Annotated in this window: 16 protein-coding genes; 12 read left to right on the top strand and 4 right to left on the bottom strand. The window is 64.1% G+C overall.

Annotated elements, in window-relative coordinates:
- On the top strand, positions 1 to 271 hold a 271-nt coding region (locus JV551A3_RS29510), incomplete at its 5' end, for a TM2 domain-containing protein (RefSeq protein ID WP_133979345.1).
- A 133-nt stretch (positions 272 to 404) separates the two neighbouring features.
- Here JV551A3_RS29510 and JV551A3_RS29505 read toward each other — a convergent pair.
- The 3 genes from JV551A3_RS29505 to JV551A3_RS29495 form a co-directional block, all read right to left on the bottom strand.
- Positions 405 to 1103 (bottom strand): SPOR domain-containing protein, encoded by a 699-nt coding sequence (locus tag JV551A3_RS29505; protein WP_112249676.1) that lies wholly within the window; start codon positions 1101 to 1103, stop codon positions 405 to 407.
- Position 1104: 1 nt separating this feature from the next.
- Positions 1105 to 2841 carry an arginine--tRNA ligase gene (gene argS / locus JV551A3_RS29500; RefSeq protein ID WP_133976060.1) on the bottom strand — a complete coding sequence of 579 codons (1737 nt, stop codon included), beginning with the start codon at positions 2839 to 2841 and terminating at the stop codon, positions 1105 to 1107.
- A 199-nt stretch (positions 2842 to 3040) separates the two neighbouring features.
- Positions 3041 to 5260, bottom strand: coding sequence for a primosomal protein N' (locus JV551A3_RS29495; protein WP_133976058.1), 2220 nt, complete (start codon positions 5258 to 5260; stop codon positions 3041 to 3043).
- A gap of 167 nt (positions 5261 to 5427) precedes the next feature.
- Here JV551A3_RS29495 and rpmE point away from each other — a divergent pair, with 167 nt between their 5' ends.
- The 3 genes from rpmE (at position 5428) to JV551A3_RS29480 (ending at position 7913) form a co-directional block, all read left to right on the top strand.
- Complete coding sequence (gene rpmE, locus JV551A3_RS29490; RefSeq protein ID WP_046613534.1) at positions 5428 to 5643, top strand: 50S ribosomal protein L31; 216 nt, start codon at positions 5428 to 5430, stop codon at positions 5641 to 5643.
- A 2-nt stretch (positions 5644 to 5645) separates the two neighbouring features.
- Positions 5646 to 6467 (top strand): thermonuclease family protein, encoded by an 822-nt coding sequence (locus JV551A3_RS29485; RefSeq protein ID WP_133976056.1) that lies wholly within the window; start codon positions 5646 to 5648, stop codon positions 6465 to 6467.
- Between the two features lie 177 nt (positions 6468 to 6644).
- Positions 6645 to 7913: a malic enzyme-like NAD(P)-binding protein gene (locus tag JV551A3_RS29480; RefSeq protein WP_133976054.1), complete on the top strand. Its 1269-nt coding sequence runs from the start codon at positions 6645 to 6647 to the stop codon at positions 7911 to 7913.
- Between the two features lie 223 nt (positions 7914 to 8136).
- On the opposite strand, the gene JV551A3_RS29475 is transcribed toward JV551A3_RS29480, so the two are convergent.
- A complete protein-coding gene (locus tag JV551A3_RS29475) occupies positions 8137 to 10587 on the bottom strand; it encodes a penicillin-binding protein 1A (protein WP_371257969.1) in 2451 nt (816 codons plus the stop codon).
- 207 nt (positions 10588 to 10794) lie between these two features.
- Between JV551A3_RS29475 and pilM the strand changes: the two genes are divergently transcribed.
- The 8 genes from pilM to gltB all read left to right on the top strand — a co-directional run bounded on the left by pilM (position 10795) and on the right by gltB (position 22590).
- Positions 10795 to 11676: a type IV pilus biogenesis protein PilM gene (pilM, locus tag JV551A3_RS29470; protein ID WP_133976052.1), complete on the top strand. Its 882-nt coding sequence runs from the start codon at positions 10795 to 10797 to the stop codon at positions 11674 to 11676.
- Entirely contained in the window at positions 11673 to 12209 is a 537-nt protein-coding gene (locus JV551A3_RS29465; RefSeq protein WP_133976049.1) for a PilN domain-containing protein, read from the top strand. Before pilM ends, JV551A3_RS29465 begins: the two co-directional genes overlap by 4 nt.
- An 11-nt stretch (positions 12210 to 12220) precedes the next feature.
- A complete protein-coding gene (locus JV551A3_RS29460; protein ID WP_133976323.1) occupies positions 12221 to 13222 on the top strand; it encodes a pilus assembly protein PilP in 1002 nt (333 codons plus the stop codon).
- Positions 13146 to 14414 (top strand): type IV pilus secretin PilQ, encoded by a 1269-nt coding sequence (locus tag JV551A3_RS29455; protein WP_133976047.1) that lies wholly within the window; start codon positions 13146 to 13148, stop codon positions 14412 to 14414. Before JV551A3_RS29460 ends, JV551A3_RS29455 begins: the two co-directional genes overlap by 77 nt.
- A 4-nt stretch (positions 14415 to 14418) precedes the next feature.
- Positions 14419 to 14937, top strand: coding sequence for a shikimate kinase AroK (gene aroK, locus JV551A3_RS29450; protein WP_025340956.1), 519 nt, complete (start codon positions 14419 to 14421; stop codon positions 14935 to 14937).
- A gap of 96 nt (positions 14938 to 15033) precedes the next feature.
- Positions 15034 to 16131 (top strand): 3-dehydroquinate synthase, encoded by a 1098-nt coding sequence (gene aroB, locus JV551A3_RS29445; RefSeq protein ID WP_133976045.1) that lies wholly within the window; start codon positions 15034 to 15036, stop codon positions 16129 to 16131.
- A 15-nt stretch (positions 16132 to 16146) separates the two neighbouring features.
- Positions 16147 to 17772 (top strand): SPOR domain-containing protein, encoded by a 1626-nt coding sequence (locus JV551A3_RS29440; RefSeq protein WP_133976043.1) that lies wholly within the window; start codon positions 16147 to 16149, stop codon positions 17770 to 17772.
- A gap of 372 nt (positions 17773 to 18144) precedes the next feature.
- Positions 18145 to 22590 (top strand): glutamate synthase large subunit, encoded by a 4446-nt coding sequence (gene gltB, locus JV551A3_RS29435; RefSeq protein WP_133976041.1) that lies wholly within the window; start codon positions 18145 to 18147, stop codon positions 22588 to 22590.
- Positions 22591 to 22613 lie beyond the last annotated feature (23 nt).

Here is a 22613-nt window from a genome sequence, read left to right as displayed (position 1 = left end):
GCTGGGNATCGGCTGGCTGATTGACCTGTTCCTGATCCCGTCCATGGACCGTGAAGCCGACCTCAGGTTCCAGTCCGGGCGCATTGACTACAACATCGCCTGGATCCTGCTGACCTTCCTCGGCGTGTTTGGGCTGCACCGGTTGTATCAGGGCAAGTGGATCACCGCGATCATCTACTTCTTTACCGGCGGGCTGTTCTTGGTGGGGGTGCTGTATGACTTCTGGACGCTGAACAGCCAGGTTTCAGAGCGCAACGCCGGGCGAGGTTGAAGGTGCTGGGGCTGCTTTGCAGCCCTTTAGCGACACAAGGCCGCTCCTACAGGGGCCGGGTAAACCTGACTGGCGGTCGGTGTAGGAGCGGCCTTGTGTCGCGATAGGGGCGCAAAGCGCCCCTGAATGAAAATTACTGACGGGTCTGCCGCTGCTGCAGCAACAGGTTGCTGAACCCTGCCCCGGCCAGCTGCTTCTGCGCCCCGGTCAGCTGTTCACGGTTGCTGAACGGGCCGACCAGCACGCGGTACCAGGTTTCGTCCTTGACCGTGCCCGACTCCACCTTCACCGACTGGCCCAGCAGGATGATCTGCGCGCGCACCTTGTCGGCATCGGCCTGCTTGCGGAACGAACCAGCCTGCAGGAAGAACTGGGTGGTTGCCGCCGGCTTGATCACCGGCGGTGCCGGTGGCGGGGTCTGCCCCATCAGCGCCGCCTGCGCTCGCGCCGTGTCGATCTTCGCCGCTTCGGCCGGCGTCACCGGTGTCACCGGCTGGGCCGGGACGGGTGGCGTCTTCTCTGGCACGGCCTCCGGTGGCACGATTACCTCGGACTCCGGCAGCAGCGTGTAGAAGTCATACTTCGGCTTCACCGGCTGTTGCGCAGTGGCCTGTGCCGGCTTGCCGGCTTCGGCCACTTTCTCCGCCTTCTGCTGCTCGGGCTTGGTGCGCTTGATGTCTTCGCCACCGGGCTCGAGCTTCATCAGGAACACAATGAACGCGCCTACGGTCAGGCCGACCGCCAGCCATACCCAACCGGGAATCGGCTGCTTGGCCGGCGCCGTCTGGCGGCTGGCGCCGCGTTTGGGTGCGGGTTTTTTCTTGGCAGCCAACTTACATGCGCTCCAGGGTTTCCAGGCCGAGCAGTTCCAGACCTTGCTTGAGGGTGCGGCCGGTCAGCGCCGTCAGGCGCAGGCGGCTCTGCTGCTGCTGCGGGGTTTCGGCGGCCAGAATCGGGCAGTTCTCGTAGAAGCTGGAGAACAGGCCGGCCAGGTCGTACAGGTAGCTGCACAGCACGTGCGGCGTGCCCTTGTCGGCAACGTTGTTGAGGATTTCGCCAAACTGCGCCAGGCGCGCGGCCAGGTCCTGCTCGTGGGCAGCCTGCAGCACGATGTTGCCTTCAACTTCATCGAAGCCTTTGCCCAGTTTGCGGAATACGCCGGCCACGCGGGTGTAGGCGTACAGCAGGTAAGGCGCGGTGTTGCCTTCGAAGTTGAGCATCAGCTCGAAGTTGAAGCTGTAGTCGCTGGTACGGTGCTTGGACAGGTCGGCGTACTTCACCGCGCCGATGCCTACCACTTCGCCGATGTGGCGCAGTTCTTCGTCGGCCAGGCTCGGGTTCTTCTCCTTGACCAGCGCGTAGGCGCGCTCCTTGGCCTCGGTGAGCAGGTCGATCAGCTTCACGGTACCGCCGTCGCGGGTCTTGAACGGGCGGCCATCGGCGCCGTTCATGGTGCCGAAGCCCATGTGTTCCATCTGCATCGGGTGGCCGACAAAGCCTGCGCGGCGTGCAACTTCGAACACCTGGTTGAAGTGCAAGGCCTGGCGCTGGTCGACGAAGTACAGTGCGCGGTCCGCCTTGAGCACGTTGCTGCGGTAGCGCACGGCGGCCAGGTCGGTGGTGGCATACAGATAGCCGCCGTCAGCCTTCTGCACGATAACCGGCAGTGGTTCGCCTTCGCTGTTCTTGAACTCGTCGAGGAACACGCACTGGGCGCCCTGGTCTTCGACCAGCAGGCCCTTGGCCTTGAGGTCCGCGACCACGTTGGCCAGGTCGTCGTTGTAGGCGCTTTCACCCATCACGTCGGCCATGGTCAGCTTGACGTTGAGCAGCTCGTAGGTCTTCTGGCAGTGGGACAGCGAAATGTCCTTGAAGCGCGTCCACAGGGCCATGCAGTCCGGGTCGCCGGCCTGCAGCTTGACCACCAGGCCACGGGCGCGGGTGGCGAATTCTTCGGATTCGTCGAAGCGCTTCTTGGCGGCGCGGTAGAAGTTTTCCAGGTCGGACAGCTCGTCGCTGGTGATCGGGTTTTCTTCCAGGTAGGCCAGCAGCATGCCGAACTGGGTGCCCCAGTCGCCCACGTGGTTCTGACGGATCACGTCATCGCCGAGGAACTCCAGCACGCGCGCCACGCTGTCGCCGATGATGGTCGAACGCAGGTGGCCGACGTGCATCTCCTTGGCCAGGTTGGGTGCCGACATGTCGATCACCACCTTCTGCGCAGGGCCGGCCTTGCGCGCGCCCAGGTGGGCGTCAGCCAGTGCGGCATCCAGGCGGTTGGCCAGGGCGTCGGTGTTCTGGAAGAAGTTGAGGAAGCCGGGGCCGGCTATCTCGACCTTGCTGATGTCGGTGCTGGCCGGCAGGGCATTGATCAGTTTCTCGGCCAGGTCGCGCGGCTTCATGCCGGCCTGCTTGGCCAGCATCATGGCGATGTTGCTGGCGAAGTCGCCGTGGGTCTTGTCCCGGGCGTTTTCCACCTGGATCGCCGGCGACAGCCCTTCAGGCAGCACACCGTCGGTGACGAGTTGGGTGAGGGCTTGCTGGATCAGCTGGCGAATGGTGTCTTTCATGGGGATCTCTTTTCGACCGCAAGCGCGGTGGAGCGCTTGGATGCGCAGGTGGAAAAACTGGGCATTATCCGTGGCTGGAGGCGGGTTGCCAACCTTTGGGGCCGCTTTGCGGCCCATCGCGACACAAGGCCGCTCCTACAGGAGGTACTTGTGCAGGAGCGGCCTTGTGTCGCGATGGGCTGCAAAGCAGCCCCTAAAATCAGTACAGGTCTACCGGGTCGACATCCAGCGACCAGCGCACCTGGCGCCCGCTCGGTATCTGCTCCAACACTAGCAACCAGGCGCTGATCAGTCGATGCAAGGGCGCCCGGGTGTTGGCCTGTATCAACAGTTGTGCGCGGAAGCGCCCGGCGCGTCGTTCCATCGGTGCCGGCACGGGGCCCAGCAGCTCGATGCCCTGCAGGCGCTGTTCGGCCACCAGGCGCTCGGCAGCGGCGCAGGCCTCGTCGAGGAAACCTTCGGCCTGCCCGGGCTTGTGCGCTTCGGCGCGCAGCAGCGCCAGGTGTGAGTAAGGCGGCAGCCCGGCGGCGCGGCGTTCGTCCAGGGCCTGTTCGGCGAAGGCGAAGTAGCCCTGCTCGGTAAGCTGCACCAGCAGCGGATGGTCGGCCAGGTGGGTCTGGATGATGACCTTGCCGGGTTCCTCGGCCCGCCCGGCCCGCCCGGCAACCTGCACGATCAGCTGTGCCATGCGTTCGCTGGCGCGGAAGTCGCCGGAGAACAGCCCGCCATCGGCATCGAGGATGGCCACCAGCGTCACCCGCGGGAAGTGGTGGCCCTTGGCGAGCATCTGGGTACCTACGAGGATGCTTGGCTGGCCGCGCTGGATGGTGCTGAACAGGTTGTGCATGGCGTCCTTGCGCGCCGTGCTGTCGCGGTCCACCCGCAGGATCGGGTAGTCGGGAAACAGCACTTTCAGGCGCTCCTCGGCGCGCTCGGTGCCGGCGCCGACCGGGCGCAGGTCAACGTGGTTGCACTGCGGGCACTGTTGCGGCAGGCGCTCGTCATAGCCGCAATGGTGGCAGCGCAGCACGCCGGAGCGCTGGTGCACGGTCATGCGCGCATCGCAGCGCGGGCATTCGGACAGCCAGCCGCAATCGTGGCACAGCAAGGTCGGGGCGAAGCCGCGGCGGTTGAGAAACACCAGCACTTGCTGCCCTGCCTCCAGGGTTAGGCGGATGGCCTGCTGCAGTGGGCCACTGATGCCGCTGTCCAGCGGCAGGCTCTTCACATCCAGGCGCAGCATGCGCGGCGGGCGGGCGCCGCCAGCGCGCTGGTTCATGCGCAGCAGGCGGTAGCGACCGGTCAGGGCGTTGTGCAGGGTTTCCAGTGATGGCGTGGCGGAACCGAGCAGGATCGGGATGTTTTCCTGGTGGGCACGTACCAACGCCAGGTCGCGGGCGTGGTAGCGCAGGCCTTCCTGCTGTTTATAGGAGCCATCGTGCTCCTCGTCGATGATGATCAGGCCGGGGTTCTTCATCGGCGTAAACAGCGCCGAGCGGGTGCCGATGATGATGTCGGCCTCGCCATCCCGGGCTGCCAGCCAGGCATCCAGGCGTTCGCGGTCATTTACCGCTGAGTGCAGCAGGGCGATGCGGGCGTTGAAGCGTTGCTCGAAGCGGGCCAGGGTCTGTGGGCCGAGGTTGATCTCCGGGATCAGCACCAGTGCCTGCTTACCGGCTTCGAGTGTTTCGCGGATCAGCTGCAGGTATACCTCGGTCTTGCCGCTGCCGGTGACACCCGCCAGCAGGAAGGCACCAAAGCCGCCAAAACCTTCGCGCACGGCGTCGAAGGCGTCGCGTTGCTCTTCGTTGAGCGGCAGTTCCGGCTGTGCCAGCCAGTGTTCATGGCGCAGCGCCGGCAGATGGCGGCGGACCTCGATCTGCACCAGGTCCTTGGCCAGCAACAGGTCGAGGCTGTCCTTGTTCAGGTTGAGCTTGGCCAGCAGGCTGTGGGCGACGCCGTGCGGGTGCTGGGCCAGAGTCTTGAGGGCATCGCGCTGGCGCGGTGCGCGGGCGATGCGCGGGTCTTCCAGGCGGGCGCCGGGGGCGACGTGCCAGAAGCGCTCCTGGCGCATCTCGGCAGGTTCGCCCTGGCGCAGCAAGGTCGGCAGGGCCCAGCTCAGCGTGTCACCCAGGCTGTGCTGGTAGTACTGGGCGGTCCACAGGCACAACTTGAACAGTGCTGGCGGAATCGGCGATACCGGGTCGAGCAGGGCGCTGGCCGGCTTGAGCTTGTCGGCGGGCACTTCGCTCTGTTCGCACACCTCCACCAGCACGCCGATCATTTCGCGGCGACCGAATGGCACGCGAATACGCATGCCCGGGGTCAAGGCCTGGCGCGCCATGCTCGCCGGCGCCTTGTAGTCGAACAGGCGACGCAGCGGAGAGGGCAGGGCAAGGCGCAGGATGACGTCGGACACGCGGAAAGTCTCGGAGGGCGTTTCAAAGACTGGCGAGCCTAGCAGACGACGGTCGGTGCAAGCGACAACTTGCGTTGGCGTGATGCTCTGGTATTATTCGCCGCCTAATTACGTGCGGTATTCAACAATTGGTGTTGGGTGGCGGCACGCAGCTCGAGGAAGTGACCATGAAAGCAGATATTCATCCGAACTACGAAGTAGTTGCAGTCACCTGCAGCTGCGGCAACAAGTTTGAAACCCGTTCGACCCTGGGCAGCACCCTGTCGATCGACGTTTGCAACCTGTGCCACCCGTTCTACACCGGTAAGCAGAAAGTCCTGGACACCGGTGGTCGCGTACAGAAGTTCGCCGATCGCTTCGGTATGTTCGGTACCAAGAAGTAATCATGCGCATGGCGAACCCCTCGGGTTTCGCATTGCTGCAAAAAAAGGCGCCCCTTGTGGGCGCCTTTTTTATGGGCGTCATCTGGCATTTCCCGGCCCTGGCGTTCTGCCCGCTACCGGACAGCCCGCAGCAGGTGGCGGTGCGCCAGGTGGTTGATGGCGATACCTTGCGCCTGGTCGATGGCCGCAGCGTGCGACTGATCGGCATCAACGCCCCGGAGATCGGCCGCAACGGGCGCACCAGCGAACCCTATGCGGAGGCCGCCAGGCAGCGCTTGCAGGCCTTGGTCAAGGCTAGCGACGGGCGTGTAGGGCTGGAGCCAGGTATCGAGGCCAAGGACAAATACGGCCGGACGCTGGCGCATATCTACGGCCGCAATGGTGACAATATCGAAGCACAGTTGCTCAGCGAGGGCCTGGGCTATCGCGTCGCGGTTGCCCCCAACGTGCGCCTCAGTGCTTGCCAGCAGCTTGCCGAACAGGCTGCGCGCAAGGCTGGCTCCGGCCTGTGGCGCCGTTCGCCGGTGGTGCGTGCGGGGGATGTGAGGCGCTCAGGTTTCGCGGTCATTGCGGGCCGCATCGAAAGCGTGGAGCGCAACCGTGGCGGAATCTGGCTGAACCTGAACGGTGCCGTGGTGCTGCAGGTTCCCGCTCGTCTGCAGCGTAACTTCCCCGCCAGCTTCTTCGATAACCTCAAGGGACGCCAGGTCGAGGCGCGTGGTTGGGTGCTGGATCGTTCCCGCAAGGGCGGCCTCAGGCCCGGGCAGCGACGCTGGGTGTTGCCATTGACCGATCCGAGCATGTTAGAGCGCATTTCAGGCTAAAAGATGTAGACATTTCGCTACTAGATTGTACACACTGTTAGCCGTATGCCCCGTGGGTTATAGCGTAAAGTCGTAGGCTAAAGGCCTTGACACAAGTGACCGACCAGTCTTGTGGCTCCCCGGCTCTTTGCGTATCCTCGGCGGTCCGTCAGAACAGTAAATAGCGGAATGCCCACCATGTCAGACCTGAAAACCGCCGCTCTCGAATATCACGCTCAACCTCGTCCGGGGAAACTGAGCGTCGAACTTTCCAAGCCCACCGCCACCGCCCGTGACCTCGCCCTGGCCTACAGCCCAGGTGTTGCTGAGCCCGTGCGTGAAATCGGCCGTGATCCAGAGCTGGCTTACAAATACACCGGCAAAGGCAACCTGGTTGCGGTGATTTCCGATGGCACCGCCATCCTCGGTCTGGGTGACCTCGGCCCACTGGCTTCCAAGCCGGTCATGGAAGGCAAGGGTGTTCTGTTCAAGCGTTTTGCCGGTATCGACGTGTTCGACATCGAAGTGGAATCGGAAAGCCCGCAGGCGTTCATCGACACCGTTCGCCGCATTTCGATCACCTTCGGTGGCATCAACCTCGAAGACATCAAGGCGCCTGAGTGCTTCGAAATCGAGCGCACCCTGATCGAACAGTGCGACATCCCGGTATTCCACGATGACCAGCACGGTACCGCCATCGTGACTGCGGCCGGCATGATCAACGCCCTGGAAATCGCCGGCAAGAAGCTGGAAGACGCCAAGATCGTCTGCCTGGGTGCTGGCGCTGCCGCCATCTCCTGCATGAAGCTGCTGGTGAGCATGGGCGCCAAGGTCGAGAACATCTACATGATCGACCGCAGCGGCGTGATCCACGCTGGCCGTGACGACCTGAACCAGTACAAGGCGCAGTTCGCCCACGCTACCGACAAGCGCACCCTGGCTGATGCACTCGACGGTGCCGACGTGTTCGTAGGCCTGTCCGGCCCGAACCTGCTGAGCGCCGAAGGCCTGAAGTCGATGGCTGCCAACCCGATCGTGTTCGCCTGCTCGAACCCGGACCCGGAAATCTCGCCAGAGCTGGCGCACGCCACTCGCAACGACGTGATCATGGCTACCGGTCGTTCCGACTACCCGAACCAGGTCAACAACGTACTGGGCTTCCCGTTCATCTTCCGTGGTGCCTTGGACGTTCGCGCCAAGCGCATCAACGAAGAAATGAAGATCGCTGCCGCCATCGCCCTGAAAGACCTGGCCAAGCTGCCAGTGCCGAAGGAAGTCTGCGAGGCCTACGGCGTGGAAGGCCTGGAGTTCGGCCGTGAGTACATCATTCCGAAGCCGCTGGACGCCCGCCTGATCACCGTCGTTTCCGACGCTGTGGCCAAGGCTGCCATCGAATCCGGCGTGGCTACCCTGCCGTATCCGAAGCACTACCCGCTGACCAGCGTGGATGAAGTGTTCAACGGCTGATTGCTGCCTGGCGACACAAAAAAGCCCCGGCTCGTATGAGCCGGGGCTTTTTGTTTGCCGGTGTTCCGGCTGACGCGGTCCCCTTGTAGGAGCGGCCTTGTGTCGCGAAAGGGGTGCGAAGCGCCCCCGGAGTTCATGCATCAAGCAGACATTGCTGGGGCCGCTTTGCGGCCCTTTCGCGACACAAGGCCGCTCCTACACGAATGGCGTTAGCCGCTGTTCTTTAGAACAGATCCATCGGCGCAGCTTCATCCGCCGGCAACGGGCTGCCCGGTGCTGCGCCAGTGCCCAGCTCGTCCACCGACGGCGGCGAGTCCTCGGCCTTGAAAAGCTCGAAGTAGGCATTCGGCGTGCTCGGCGAAGCGGCACGGCCGCTGACCGGGTCGACGCGCAGGCTGAGGATGCCTTCCGGCTCTGCCGGCGCATGCGCAGGCTTGTCCTTGAGCGCCGCTCCCATGAAACTCATCCAGATCGGCAGTGCCGCCGTGCCGCCGTACTCGCGGCGCCCGAGGGTTTCAGGCTGGTCGAAACCGACCCACACGGTGGTCACGTAGTCGGCGTTGTAGCCGGAGAACCAGGCGTCCTTGGACTCGTTGGTGGTACCGGTCTTGCCTGCCAGGTCGGTACGGCCCAGGGCCAGCGCCCGGCGGCCGGTACCGCGCTTGATCACATCCTGCAGCATGCTGGTGAGGATGTAGGTGGTGCGCCCGTCGATGATCTGCTCGGCCACGGCCGGCGCCTGCGGTGCAGACGCCACCTGGCTGAAGGCTGCGGGGGCCTCGCCCGGCATGGCAGCGGTGCTGATCGGCTGTTCGGGCGCGGCCACGCCCGCTTGGTCCTCGGCACCTTGCGGTACCCGGGCCGGGTTGGCGGTGAACAGCGTCTCGCCGCTGCGGCTTTCGATGCGATCGATCAGGTATGGGGTGATCTTGTAGCCGCCGTTGGCAAAAGTGCTCCAGCCTGTGGCGATTTCCATTGGGGTCAGGGTGGCCGTGCCCAGTGCCAGCGACAGGTTGCGCGGCAGGTCCTGCTTGTTGAAGCCGAACTTGGCGATGTAGTCGATGGTGCGGTCTACGCCCATGGCCTGCAGCAGGCGGATCGAAACCAGGTTGCGCGACTTGTACAGCGCTTCGCGCATGCGGATCGGGCCAAGGAAGGTGTTGGTGTCGTTCTTTGGCCGCCAGACCTTGTCCAGGTACTCGTCGACGAACACGATCGGTGCGTCGTTGACCAGGCTGGATGCGGTGTAGCCACTATCCAGGGCGGCACTGTAGATGAACGGTTTGAAGCTCGAGCCCGGCTGACGCTTGGCTTGCATGGCGCGGTTGTAGTTGCTCTGCTCGAACGAGAAGCCGCCGACCAGGGCGCGAATGGCGCCGTTGTAAGGGTCGAGGGTGACCAGCGCACTCTGCGCGCCAGGTACCTGGCTGAACTTGAACTTGCCATCTTCCAGGCGCTGCAGGCGTACCAGGTCACCGACCTGCGCCACATCTGCCGGCGACTGCGGCGCACGGCCCTGAGAGTTGCTGTTGATGAATGGGCGCGCCCATTTCATGGTGTCCCAGGCCACCAGCTCTTCCTGGCCGCTGCGGGTCAGCACCTTGAGGCCGGTTTTTTCGACCTGGGTTACGATGGCCGGCTCCAGGCCGCCAAGGCTGCGCTGCTTGCCCAGCTCCTGCAGCCAGGCCGCCTGGGTGCGGCCCGGGAAGCGTGCTTCGGGGCCACGGTAACCATGGCGCTCATCGTAGTCGGAGAGGCCGTTGAGGATGGCTTTGTTGGCCATTTCCTGCATGTCGCTGGGCACCGTGGTAGTGACGCGGAAGCCTTCGGTGTAGGCGTCGCTGCCGTAGCGGCCGACCATTTCGGCGCGGGCCATTTCGGCGATGTAAGGCGCATTCACTTCAGGCGTGGGCACGTGGTAGCTGGCGTTGAGCGGCTCGGCCAGGGCTGCCTGGTAGCTGGCTTCGTCGATCTTGCCCAGCTTGTACATGCGGCCGAGGATCCAGTCGCGGCGTTCCTTGGCGCGCACCGGGTTGGCCAGCGGGTTGAAGCGCGAAGGTGCCTTGGGCAGGCCGGCGATCATCGCCATCTGCGCCAGGCTCACGTCGCGGATCGACTTGCCGTAGTACACCTGCGCGGCGGCATCGATACCGTAGGCGCGGTTGCCCAGGTAGATCTTGTTCACGTACAGCTCGAGGATCTCGTCCTTGGTCAGCTCACGTTCGATCTGCAGGGCCAGCAGGATCTCGTTGGTCTTGCGCGAGAAGCTGCGTTCGCTGGTGAGGAAGAAGTTCTTCGCCACCTGCATGGTGATGGTACTGCCGCCGGTCTGGATATGGCCGGTTTTTACCAGCTGGGTCGCGGCACGCATCAGGCTGCTGGGATCGACACCGTAATGGTTGAGGAAATTATCGTCCTCGGCCGACAGAAGCGCCTGGATGAATTGTGGGGGAATTTCCGCGAAGCGTATCGGCGAGCGGCGCATTTCGCCGAACTCGGCAATCAGCTTGCCGTCGCTGCTGTACACCCTGAGGGGGATCTGCAACTGGATGCTTCTGAGCGACTCGACCGAGGGCAGGCTGGGGCTAAGATACAGAAACGCACCGCTCACACCGAGTACGAGCGCGCAGATGACTGCGACGGAAGACCACCAGAAGAACTTCAGCAGACGTATCAAGGCTTTTCGGTGTCCAGGTTGGGAGTGGATTGCACGCAGGTCCGGCGGACCAAAAAACGCTGGGCATTATAAGCATTTTTTCGCCTCTCCGGGTTACCGGCCAGGCTGCCCGTCGCCTCGATGGGCCGGCGCGGCCTAGTGTTGACGCGGGGTTGAGGCAGGTAGCCGCGACAGATGGCGGCGACAGACAACAAGGATGCCACGATGCTAGGACGCTTCGGCAAGGATGCCGGTTCACTCGTGGGGGTGGAAATTGCCCCTGACACCATTCGGATTGTGCAACTGCAGCGGCGTAACCGGCGCTGTCGGGTGCTTGCCTCGGTACAAGAGCCGTTCGAATCACCGCCTGGCAGTGATTGGGCAGCGGAGCCTGGCGCGGTGGCGGCTGCCTTGAAGCGCGCCTACCGACGCAGCGGCCTCAGGCAGCGCCGGGTCGCGCTGGCACTGCCGGGCAACCAGGTGATCTGCAAGCTGTGCCACCTGCCGGCAGAACAGGGCGGGGCAGAAATGGAGGCGCAACTGCTGGCTGACGCCGAACGGCTGTTCCCATTCCCGCTGGAAGACCTGGCCCTGGATTTTCAGGTCCTGGGAGGCTCTCGCGTTCAGCCGGGCTGCGCCGAAGTGATGGTGGCGGCGTGTCGGCAGAGCGCACTGGCGCCACTTGAAGGCATCGTCGAGGAGGCCGGGTTGCAACTGGATGCCGTGGAGGTCGACAGCATTGCCTTGGGGCGCATGCTGCCGCGGGGCAGGCATCAGAGCTCGGCGCTGCTGCGTATCGAGGCGCACAGCAGCACCCTTTATGGCTGGCAGTCGGGTCGGCCTCAGCAAAGGCGTGAGCTGAGCCTGGGGCTGTCGACCATAACGGGGGAACTGCCGGAGCGCCTGCTGGCCCTGCTCGCCAGTGAGCCTTTGCCCGATTGCCTGTTGATCGCCGGCCGTTCTCCGATCGAAACGGGCCATATGCAGAGCCTCGGCTCCCGGTTGAACTTGCCGTGTCGCCTGCTGCCCGATGTGGCGCGCCTGGAGCCCGTCGATGGCGCGATGATCCTGGCATGCGCCCTTGCTCTCGGAGGGTTGCGTCGATGATGCGGCTGAACCTTCTGCCCTGGCGCGAACGGCAACGCCAGGCCGTGTTGCGGTGTTTTCGCAGGCAACTGATTGCCGGTGCGCTGCTGGCCCTGTGTGGAGTGACGTTGGTCGACCAGCTGGCCCGCCAGCGCGGGCAGCAGCAGGCGCTGGCCAACACTCAGCGCCAGGCTGCCCTGGAGGTGGCGGGCGAGCAGTTGCAGCCGCTGGCCGAAGTGCGTGCGCAGCATGAGGCGCTATTGGCACGCGCGGCGGCGCTGGAAGGACTGCGCGCCCACCAGGATGTGCTGGCCGGGGTGTTGGCTGACCTCGAGCGGGCGTTGCCAGTGGGTGTGCAACTGCTCGAACTCAGCCTGGAAGACGGCAGCCTGCAGATGACTGGGCTGGCCACATCCGGTGCCGTAGTCGCGCAGTTCATGCGTGACCTGAGCCGTTCGAGTGCGCTGATCGGTCTGGAGCTCAAGCGCATCAGGGGCCTGCCGGGCGGCGATGAATTCGTGCTGGGCGCGCGCGTTTCGGCGTTCTGGTCGTGAATGCTTCGCAGGTGCTCGGCTGGCTGGCCATGGCCGAGCGCTCCAGCCGCTTCCGGCAACTGGCGCCAGTGCTGGTGGCCTTGACGTTGTTCGGCCTGGGCTGCGCCATACGTCTGCCTGCAGCGTTGCAGCAACAGACGCAGGAGGAGGCCCGCTACGCCGAGTTGCACGAAAAACAGTCAGCCAGCACGGCGCAGTTGGCCGAGCTGGAGCAAATCCAGGCCTCTGTGACCATTGCCGAGCAACGCTTGCGGGAGGCGTACTGGCACCTGGCGGCCGGGGAGGGCATGAGTGACCTGCTCGAGCGCCTGGCGGCATCGGGGCATGCACATGGTTTGCTGATCGAGCGCTTCGACGTACATGACGACGAACAGCAGGCCGGTTTCCGCAAGGTACCGTTGGAGTTACAAGTGGTAGGGCGATACGTGGCCCTGCGGCAGTGGCTGGACGACTGGTTGGGCCAGGCGCGTGTGCTGCGCAGCGGTGACTTGCAGCTGGCTCCGGCCGATGGCAAGCCTGGGCTGCTACGCCTGCAGTTGCGGGTTGATGCCTATCAGGCGCTGGTGCCAGTGCCTGAGCCTGTGACGCTTGCGCGAATGCCGGCCAGGGGCGTGACGGCAGCGCCCCAAGTCGACCCGTTTGCGCCCGGAGCGACACGGTTGACGGATAGCGGGTTGGGCGGCGTGCCTTTGGCGCAACTGGAGATGGTAGGCAGCCTGTCGCGTGGGGCGGAACACGAAGCACTGCTGATGGCGGCCGGCAGGCTCTATCGCGTGCGCCCTGGGGACCGGGTCGGGCGTGACCAGGGGGTGGTGGCGAGGGTTGATCGAACTCAGGTCGAAGTACGCGAACGGCTGTTCATGGCGGGCGTGTGGCATGAACGCATGGCGTTCATCACGCTCGCGAAGCACCAGGGCAAGGAGGCCCGGGACGAGGATGAAAACATTGATGAAATGGGTACTGGCAGCCCTGCTGCCGGTCCCGCTGGCATGGGCGATGCCTTATCAGGGTGAACCACTGTCGCTGAACTTCCAGGATGTGGAAGTGCGCTCGGTGCTGCAGGTGCTGGCTGACTACGCCGGTGTCAACCTGGTCGCCAGCGATGCTGTGCAGGGTAGCGTCACCTTGCTCCTGGATGATGTGCCATGGGACCAGGCGCTGGACCTGGTGCTGCGCAGCAAGGGCCTGGCCCGGCGACAGGAGGGCAATGTGCTGCTGGTGGCGCCCGCGGCCGAGTTTGCCGCGCAATCTGTCGATGCCCGTGTGGGCCAGGCGCTGGATGCGCAGTTGCAGCCGTTGCACCGGGAACTGTTGCCCATCCATCACGCCGAGGCTGCCGAGCTGGCGGAGTTGCTGCTGGAGAGCCTGGCGGATGACGGCGAGCTCACCGGCCGGGGCAGCCTGAGTGTCGATGAACGCACCAATACGCTGGTGGTGCACCAGCCGGCCGACCGCCTTGCCGAGCTTCGGCAATTGGTAGCGCAGCTGGATGTGCCGGTGCGCCAGGTGGCGATCGAGGCACGTATCGTCGAGGCTAACGTCGATTACGAGAAAAGCCTGGGGGTGCGCTGGGGCGGGCCGCTGTATGTCGAGAGCCCGCGCCCGGGCAAGGATCTGTTCGTCGACCTGGGGGTTGAGCGGGTGGGTGGCAGCATTGGCCTGGGCCTGTTGCGTGGCGACGTGTTGCTCGACCTGGAACTCAGTGCCATGGAAAAGAGCGGCAACGGCGAAATCATCTCGCAGCCCAAGGTGGTCACGGCCGACAAGGAAACGGCCAGGATCCTCAAGGGTACCGAGGTGCCGTACCAGGAAACCAGCAAGAGCGGCGCCACCTCGGTAGCGTTCCGCGAAGCCTCGTTGTCGCTGGAGGTAACTCCGCAGATCACCCCCGACAACAAGGTGATCATGACCGTCAGGGTGACCAAGGACGAGCCGGATTACGTCAATGCCTTGAACAACGTACCGCCGATCCGCAAGAACGAGGTCAATGCCAAGGTTCGCGTGACGGACGGTGAAACGATCGTGATCGGTGGCGTGTACTCGACTTCGCAAAACAATGTGGTCGACAAGGTGCCATTTTTTGGCGATCTGCCGTATGTTGGGCGGCTGTTTCGACGCGATGCATTACAAGAGAAAAAATCCGAGCTGCTGGTCTTCCTGACTCCGCGTATCATGAGTGACCAGGCGATTGCTGTGAGTCGTTGATTCTGTGCGAAATTTGATACTTGTGGGGCCCATGGGCGCTGGTAAAAGCACCATCGGACGCCTATTGGCCAAAGAGCTGCGCCTGCTGTTCAAGGATTCCGACAAGGAAATCGAACTGCGATGCGGCGCCAACATACCGTGGATTTTCGACAAGGAAGGCGAGCCGGGTTTCCGTGACCGCGAGCAGGCGATGATCGCCGAGCTGTGCGCACTCGACGGCGTGGTCCTGGCGACCGGCGGTGGCGCGGTAATGCGGGAAGCCAACCGCCAGGCCCTGCACCAGGGTGGCCGGGTGATCTATCTGCATGCTTCGGTGGAGCAGCAGGTTGGCCGCACCGCACGTGATCGCAATCGCCCCCTGCTGCGCACCGCCAATCCCGAGGCGACCTTGCGCGCCCTGCTGGAAACCCGCGACCCGCTCTATCGCGAGATCGCCGACCTGGTGGTGGAAACCGACGAGCGGCCGCCTCGCATGGTGGTGATTGATATTCTCGAGCGCTTGCAGCAGTTGCCGCCCCGTTAGCCCGGGACTATTCTCGGCCACCAGCGCCGAGGCTAGGTTCAACGTTACCGCGCGGGCGCCCGAACAGCGCAGCGCTCAAGTACATTGTGGGGATACATGCAGACACTAAAGGTCGACCTGGGCGAGCGTAGCTACCCGATCTACATTGGCGAAGGCCTGCTGGACCAGCCTGAACTGCTGGCGCCGCACATCGCCGGGCGGCAGGTTGCCATCGTTTCCAACGAGACCGTCGCGCCCCTGTATCTCGAACGCCTGAGCAAGACCCTGGGTGCCTATTCGGTGCTGCCGGTGGTATTGCCCGATGGCGAAGCCCACAAGAACTGGGAAACCCTGCAGCTGATCTTCGATGGCCTGCTGACTGCACGGCACGACCGCCGCACCACCGTGGTCGCCTTGGGCGGCGGTGTGATCGGTGACATGGCCGGCTTCGCCGCCGCCTGCTACCAGCGCGGTGTCGACTTCATCCAGGTGCCGACCACCCTGCTGTCCCAGGTCGACTCCTCGGTGGGCGGCAAGACCGGCATCAACCACCCGCTGGGCAAGAACATGGTCGGTGCCTTCTACCAGCCCAATGCGGTGCTGATCGACACCACCAGCCTCAAGACCCTGCCGGCGCGCGAGCTGTCTGCCGGTCTGGCCGAAGTGATCAAGTACGGCCTGATCTGCGACAAGCCGTTCCTCGCCTGGCTCGAGGACAATATGCAGGCGCTGCGTGCCCTCGACCCGGCGGCGCTGACCGAAGCCATCAGCCGCTCCTGCGCGGCCAAGGCCGCGGTGGTGGGTGCTGACGAGCGCGAGTCCGGCGTGCGCGCCACGCTGAACCTGGGGCATACCTTCGGGCATGCTATCGAGACCCACATGGGTTATGGCGTGTGGCTGCACGGCGAAGCCGTGGCGGCGGGCACGGTGATGGCCCTGGAGATGTCCATGCGCCTTGGCTGGATCGACCAGGCCGAGCGCGATCGCGGAATCCGCCTGTTGCAGGACGCAGGTTTGCCGGTGGTGCCACCACAGGAAATGACCCCGGCGCATTTCATGGAGCACATGGCGGTCGACAAGAAGGTGCTCGACGGCCGCCTGCGTCTGGTGCTGCTGCGCCAGATGGGCGAGGCCGTGGTGACCGACGACTATCCGAAAGAGATTCTACAGGCCACGTTGTCGGCGGATTACCGCGCGATCGTGGCCCAGCTTTGAGGTTGTGACAGCGCAATGACCAGTTTGCATGCCGATGAGGCCTTTCTCGACCATTACCAGTTGAGCCACGATCCGTTCGCGCCCCGCGTGCCCGGTTTCAAGTTCTTCCCGGCCCAGCGCAAGCCCGTGCTCGGCCAACTGCACCACCTGGCGCGCTACAGCCAGCTGATGCTGGTTGTCACCGGCCCGCTGGGCAGTGGCAAGACCCTGCTGCGCCAGGCCCTGGTGGCCAGTACCAACAAGCAGGCGGTGCAGAGCGTGGTGGTTTCCGCTCGTGGTGCCAGCGATGCCGCCAGCGTACTCGGCCAGGTCGCGCAGAACCTGGATGTGGCCGAGGCCGAAATGCAGGCGATCCTGGCCAAGGTGGTGCAATTGGCACTGACTGGCCAGGAAGTGTATTTGCTGGTGGACGATGCGGAACAACTCGACGAGTCGGCACTCCAAGCGTTGCTGGAATTGGCGGCGGGTGTACCGGAAGGGCGCCCGCACGTGTTCCTGTTCGGTGAGCCGTCGCTGATTGCCGGGCTGGACGAGATCAATATCGAGGAAGAACGCTTCCACATCATCGAACTCGCCCCCTACAGTGAAGAAGAAACCCGCGAGTACCTGGAGCAGCGCCTGGAAGGTGCTGGCCGGGGCATCGAGGTGTTCAGCCGTGAACAGATCGTCGATATCCATGAAAACTCCGACGGCTGGCCTGGCAACATCAACCAGGTCGCCCGTGACACTTTGATCGAAGCCATGATCGCCAGCCGCTCGACGGCCAAGCGACCATCCATGGGGTTCAAGATGCCTAAAAAACATGTGCTCGCGCTGTCCGCTGTGGTTGTGGTCGCCGTTGCGGCCGCGGTGTTGATGCCGAAGAAAGGTGACAAGGCGCCTGCCGAAGCGCCTGTCGCCCAGGCCCAGCTGCCGCTTGGCGAAGGCCAGGCCAATGGTGGCAACCCGGCCATCGAGTTCTCGGGTTCTTCCCAGCCGATGCCATTGCCGCTGGTTGGCCAGTCGCAGCCGGTGATGCGCGAGCCGCTGGCCCAGGCTGCGGGCATGGGCGAGGGTGAAGAGGGTAGCCCGGCCGGCGATACCGCCCTGCAGCCAGGCAACCCGCCGCCAACCGTGACCACCATCGCACCACCGCAAGGTGTGCCGGCGGGCCCGGCCCCGGTGCCTGCCCAGCCAGTAGCCTCGGCGCCGACCCAGCCGCAACCGCAGCCGGTTGCGCCTGCACCGAAGCCTGTCGCAACCCAGCCGGCCAAGCCGGTTGCACCTGCCAAGCCTGCGCCAGCACCGACTCAGGTCGCCGTGGCCAAGCCGGCCGCCAAGCCTGTCGAGAAGCCGGCAGCCGGTGGCAGCGGCAACAGCGGCTGGTACGCCGGTCAGAAACCGGGCAATTACGTGGTGCAAATCCTGGGTACCAGCTCCGAGGCTTCGGCCCAGGCATTCGTCAAGGCCCAGGGTGGCGACTATCGCTACTTCAAGAAAAACCTGCAGGGCAAGCCGCTGTACGTAGTCACTTACGGCAACTTTGCCAACCGCGACGCAGCGGTTGCGGCAATCAAGAACTTGCCAGCGAAGGTCCAGGCTGGTAAACCTTGGCCACGTACCGTCGCCAGCGTCCAACAAGAGCTGGCCTCGGCCCGCTGATACCTTCCGGGCGGCAACACCCCGCTGCCCAGTTGCTGAGCGATTACTGACTTTCGACTAGCCTGCTGCGTTGTCACGCGGCAGGCTTTTCTGTCCCAGACTGCCGGCCACAAGCCTTACTTGCAGTCATGGCTGAAACGCTTCAGACTCGAGCCAAGCCGCTATCACGGCGCATGGCGCAAAAACATTCAAAATTGCGACATAAATTTTCAATGGTGAGACATGAAAATTTGTGGGCATCGCTGTCGCTGTGCAACAATGGTTTTCCATGGCCACCGCAAAAAAGCTGGCGTTTGATCGGCGTGGATGGTAAGTGGTTGTTAAAAAAGAGATTTACCTCCGTTGAGAGGTGAACCTGGTGAGAATGTGTCTATGAAAACAGGTCTGTACCATCCCGAAGAATTCAAGGACAACTGTGGTTTTGGCCTGATCGCCCATATGACGGGCGAACCGAGCCACCACCTTCTGCAAACCGCCATGCAGGCCCTGACTTGCATGACCCACCGCGGCGGCATCAACGCCGACGGCAAGACCGGTGACGGTTGCGGTCTGCTCATGCAGAAGCCCGATCAATTCCTGCGTGCCGTGGCCCAGGAGCACTTCGCCGTCGAACTGCCCAAGCAGTACGCCGTCGGCATGGTGTTTTTCAATCAGGACCCGGTCAAAGCCGAAGCCGCTCGCGCCAACATGGACCGCGAAATCCTTGCCGCTGGCCTGAAGCTGGTCGGCTGGCGCAAGGTGCCGATCGACACCAGCGTGCTTGGCCGCCTGGCTCTCGAGCGCCTGCCACAGATCGAGCAGGTGTTCATCGGCGGTGAAGGCCTGAGCGACCAGGAATTCGCCATCAAGCTGTTCAGTGCCCGTCGCCGTTCTTCCGTGGCCAACGCCCACGACGCCGACCACTACATCTGCAGCTTCTCGCACAAGACCATCATCTACAAAGGCCTGATGATGCCGCGCGATCTCGCGGCCTTCTACCCGGACCTGGGTGACGAGCGCCTGCAAACCGCGATCTGCGTGTTCCACCAGCGCTTCTCCACCAATACCCTGCCGAAATGGCCGCTGGCGCAGCCGTTCCGCTTCCTCGCCCACAACGGCGAGATCAACACCATCACCGGCAACCGCAACTGGGCCATGGCCCGTCGCACCAAGTTTGCCAATGACCTGATCCCCGACCTCGAAGAGCTCGGCCCGCTGGTCAACCGCGTCGGTTCCGATTCCTCGAGCATGGACAACATGCTGGAGCTGATGGTCACTGGCGGTATCGACCTGTTCCGTGGCGTGCGCATGCTGGTACCGCCAGCCTGGCAGAACGTCGAGACCATGGACGCCGACCTGCGCGCCTTCTACGAATACAACTCCATGCACATGGAGCCGTGGGATGGCCCGGCCGGTATCGTCATGACCGAAGGCCGCCATGCGGTGTGCCTGCTCGACCGTAATGGCCTGCGCCCGGCGCGCTGGGTTACCACCACCAATGGCTACATCACCATCGCCTCGGAAATCGGCGTATGGGGCTACCAGCCTGAGGATGTATTGGCCAAGGGCCGTGTCGGCCCGGGCCAGATCCTGGCCGTGGACACCGAAACCGGCCAGATCCTTGATACCGACGCCATCGACAACCGCCTGAAGTCGCGCCACCCGTACAAGCGCTGGCTGCGTCAGCATGCCACGCGCATACAGGCGACGCTGACCGACGATCAGGGCGTGGCCAGCTACGACGCCGACCAGCTCAAGCAGTACATGAAGATGTTCCAGGTCACCTTCGAGGAGCGTGACCAGGTGCTGCGCCCGCTCGGCGAGCAGGGCCAGGAAGCGGTCGGCTCGATGGGCGACGATACGCCGATGGCCGTGCTGTCGCAGCGCGTGCGTTCGCCATACGACTTCTTCCGCCAGCAGTTCGCCCAGGTGACCAACCCGCCGATCGACCCGCTGCGTGAAGCGATCGTCATGTCCCTGGAAATCTGCCTGGGTGCCGAGCGCAACATCTTCCAGGAATCCCCGGAGCATGCTTCGCGGGTAATCCTCAGCTCGCCGGTCATCTCGCCCGCCAAGTGGCGTTCGCTGATGAACCTGGAGCGCGAAGGCTTCGACCGCCAGCTGATCGACCTCAACTATGAACAGAGCGTTGGCCTGGAAGCGGCCATTCGCAACATCGCCGACCAGGCTGAAGAGGCCGTGCGCGCTGGCAAGACCCAGCTGGTGCTGAGCGACCGCTACATCGCCCCGGGCAAGTTGCCGGTGCACGCCTCGCTGGCCGTTGGTGCGGTGCACCACCGCCTGACCGAACAGGGCCTGCGTTGCGACAGTAACATCCTGGTGGAAACCGCCACCGCTCGCGACCCGCACCACTTCGCCGTGCTGCTGGGCTTCGGTGCCTCGGCCGTCTACCCGTACCTGGCTTATGAAGTGCTGGCCGACCTGATCCGTACCGGCGAAGTGCTGGGCGACCTGGACGAAGTCTTCAAGTACTACCGCAAGGGCATCTCCAAGGGCCTGCTGAAGATCCTGTCGAAGATGGGTATCTCCACCATCGCCTCGTACCGTGGTGCGCAGCTGTTCGAAGCCATCGGCCTGGCCGAGGAAGTGGTCGGCCTGAGCTTCAAGGGCGTTTCCAGCCGCATCAAGGGTGCGCGTTTCGCAGACCTGGAGAGCGACCAGAAGCTGCTGGCAGCCGAAGCCTGGAGCGCGCGCAAGCCGATCCAGCAAGGCGGCCTGCTGAAGTTCGTCCATGGTGGTGAATACCACGCCTACAACCCGGACGTGGTCAACACCCTGCAGGCCGCCGTGCAGCAGGGCGACTACGCCAAGTTCAAGGAATACACCACGCTGGTGGACCAGCGTCCGGTGTCGATGATCCGCGACCTGCTGAAGGTGAAAGTGGCCGACCAGCCGCTGGCGCTGGAGCAGATCGAGCCGCTGGAGGCGATCCTCAAGCGCTTCGACTCCGCCGGTATCTCGCTGGGCGCACTGTCGCCGGAGGCTCACGAAGCGCTGGCCGAGGCGATGAACCGCCTGGGCGCGCGTTCCAACTCTGGCGAGGGCGGTGAAGACCCGTCGCGCTACGGCACCATCAAGAGCTCGAAGATCAAGCAGGTGGCCACCGGCCGCTTTGGCGTGACCCCGGAATACCTGGTCAACGCCGAAGTGCTGCAGATCAAGGTTGCCCAGGGTGCCAAGCCCGGTGAAGGCGGCCAGCTGCCAGGCGGCAAGGTCAACGGCCTGATCGCCAAGCTGCGTTACGCGGTACCTGGCGTGACCCTGATCTCGCCTCCTCCGCACCACGACATCTACTCGATCGAAGACTTGGCCCAGCTGATCTACGACCTCAAGCAGGTCAACCCGCAGGCCCTGGTTTCGGTCAAGCTGGTGGCAGAAGCCGGCGTCGGCACCATCGCCGCCGGTGTGGCCAAGGCCTATGCCGACCTGATCACCATTTCCGGCTACGACGGTGGTACCGGTGCTTCGCCGCTGACCTCGATCAAGTACGCCGGCGCTCCATGGGAGCTGGGCCTGGCCGAGACCCACCAGACCCTGCGCGGCAACGACCTGCGCGGCAAGGTGCGGGTACAGACCGACGGTGGCCTGAAGACCGGCCTGGACGTGATCAAGGCGGCCATCCTCGGTGCCGAAAGCTTCGGCTTCGGTACCGCGCCGATGATCGCCCTGGGCTGCAAGTACCTGCGCATCTGCCACCTGAACAACTGCGCCACCGGCGTGGCTACCCAGAACGACAAGCTGCGCAAGGACCACTACATCGGCACCGTCGACATGGTGATCAACTTCTTCACCTTCGTCGCCGAAGAGACCCGTGAGTGGCTGGCCAAGCTGGGCGTGCGCAGCCTCGGCGAACTGATCGGCCGTACCGACCTGCTCGATGTGCTGCCAGGCGACACCGAGCGCCAGCAGTACCTGGACCTGACGCCGCTGCTGGGCAGCTCGCACATCCCGGCTGACAAGCCGCAGTTCTGCGAGGTCGACAAGAACCCGCCGTTCGACCAGGGTGAGCTGGCCGAGAAGATGGTGGAAATGGCCATGCCGGCCATCCGTGACCAGGCCGGTGGCGAGTTCAGCCTCGACATCTGCAACTGCGACCGCTCCATCGGTGCGCGCGTTTCGGGCGAAATCGCCCGCCTGCACGGCAACCAGGGCATGGCCGCAGCGCCGATCACCTTCCGCTTCAAGGGCACTGCGGGCCAGAGCTTCGGCGTGTGGAACGCCGGTGGCCTGAACCTGCACCTGGAAGGCGATGCCAACGACTACGTCGGCAAGGGCATGACCGGTGGCAAGGTCACCATCGTGCCGCCAGCCGGCAGCCCGTTCGAAACCCAGCACAGCGCCATCGTCGGCAACACCTGCCTGTACGGCGCCACTGGCGGCAAGCTGTTCGCCGCCGGTACTGCTGGCGAGCGCTTCGCTGTGCGTAACTCCGGCGCCCACGCTGTTGTCGAGGGCACTGGCGATCACTGCTGTGAATACATGACCGGCGGCTTTGTCTGCGTGCTGGGCAAGACCGGTTACAACTTCGGTTCTGGCATGACTGGCGGCTTCGCCTACGTGCTCGACATGGACAATACCTTCGTCGACAAGCTCAACCATGAGCTGGTGGAAATCCAGCGTATCAGTGGTGAAGCGATGGAGGCCTATCGCAGCCACCTGGCGCGGGTCCTTGCCGAGTACGTGGAAGAGACTGGCAGCGAGTGGGGGCGTGAGCTCTCGGAGAACCTGGACGACTACGTGCGGCGCTTCTGGCTGGTCAAGCCGAAGGCAGCCAACCTGAAGCAACTGCTGTCCAGCACCCGTGCCAACCCGCAGTAACAACAGCTGCAAGTGACGGCCCC

This window comes from Pseudomonas inefficax, assembly GCF_900277125.1.
In the GTDB taxonomy this organism is placed as follows: Bacteria; Pseudomonadota; Gammaproteobacteria; order Pseudomonadales; family Pseudomonadaceae; genus Aquipseudomonas; species Aquipseudomonas inefficax.
The sequence above is the reverse complement of the archived record's forward strand: the minus strand, read 5'-3'. Positions and strand labels throughout refer to the sequence as shown.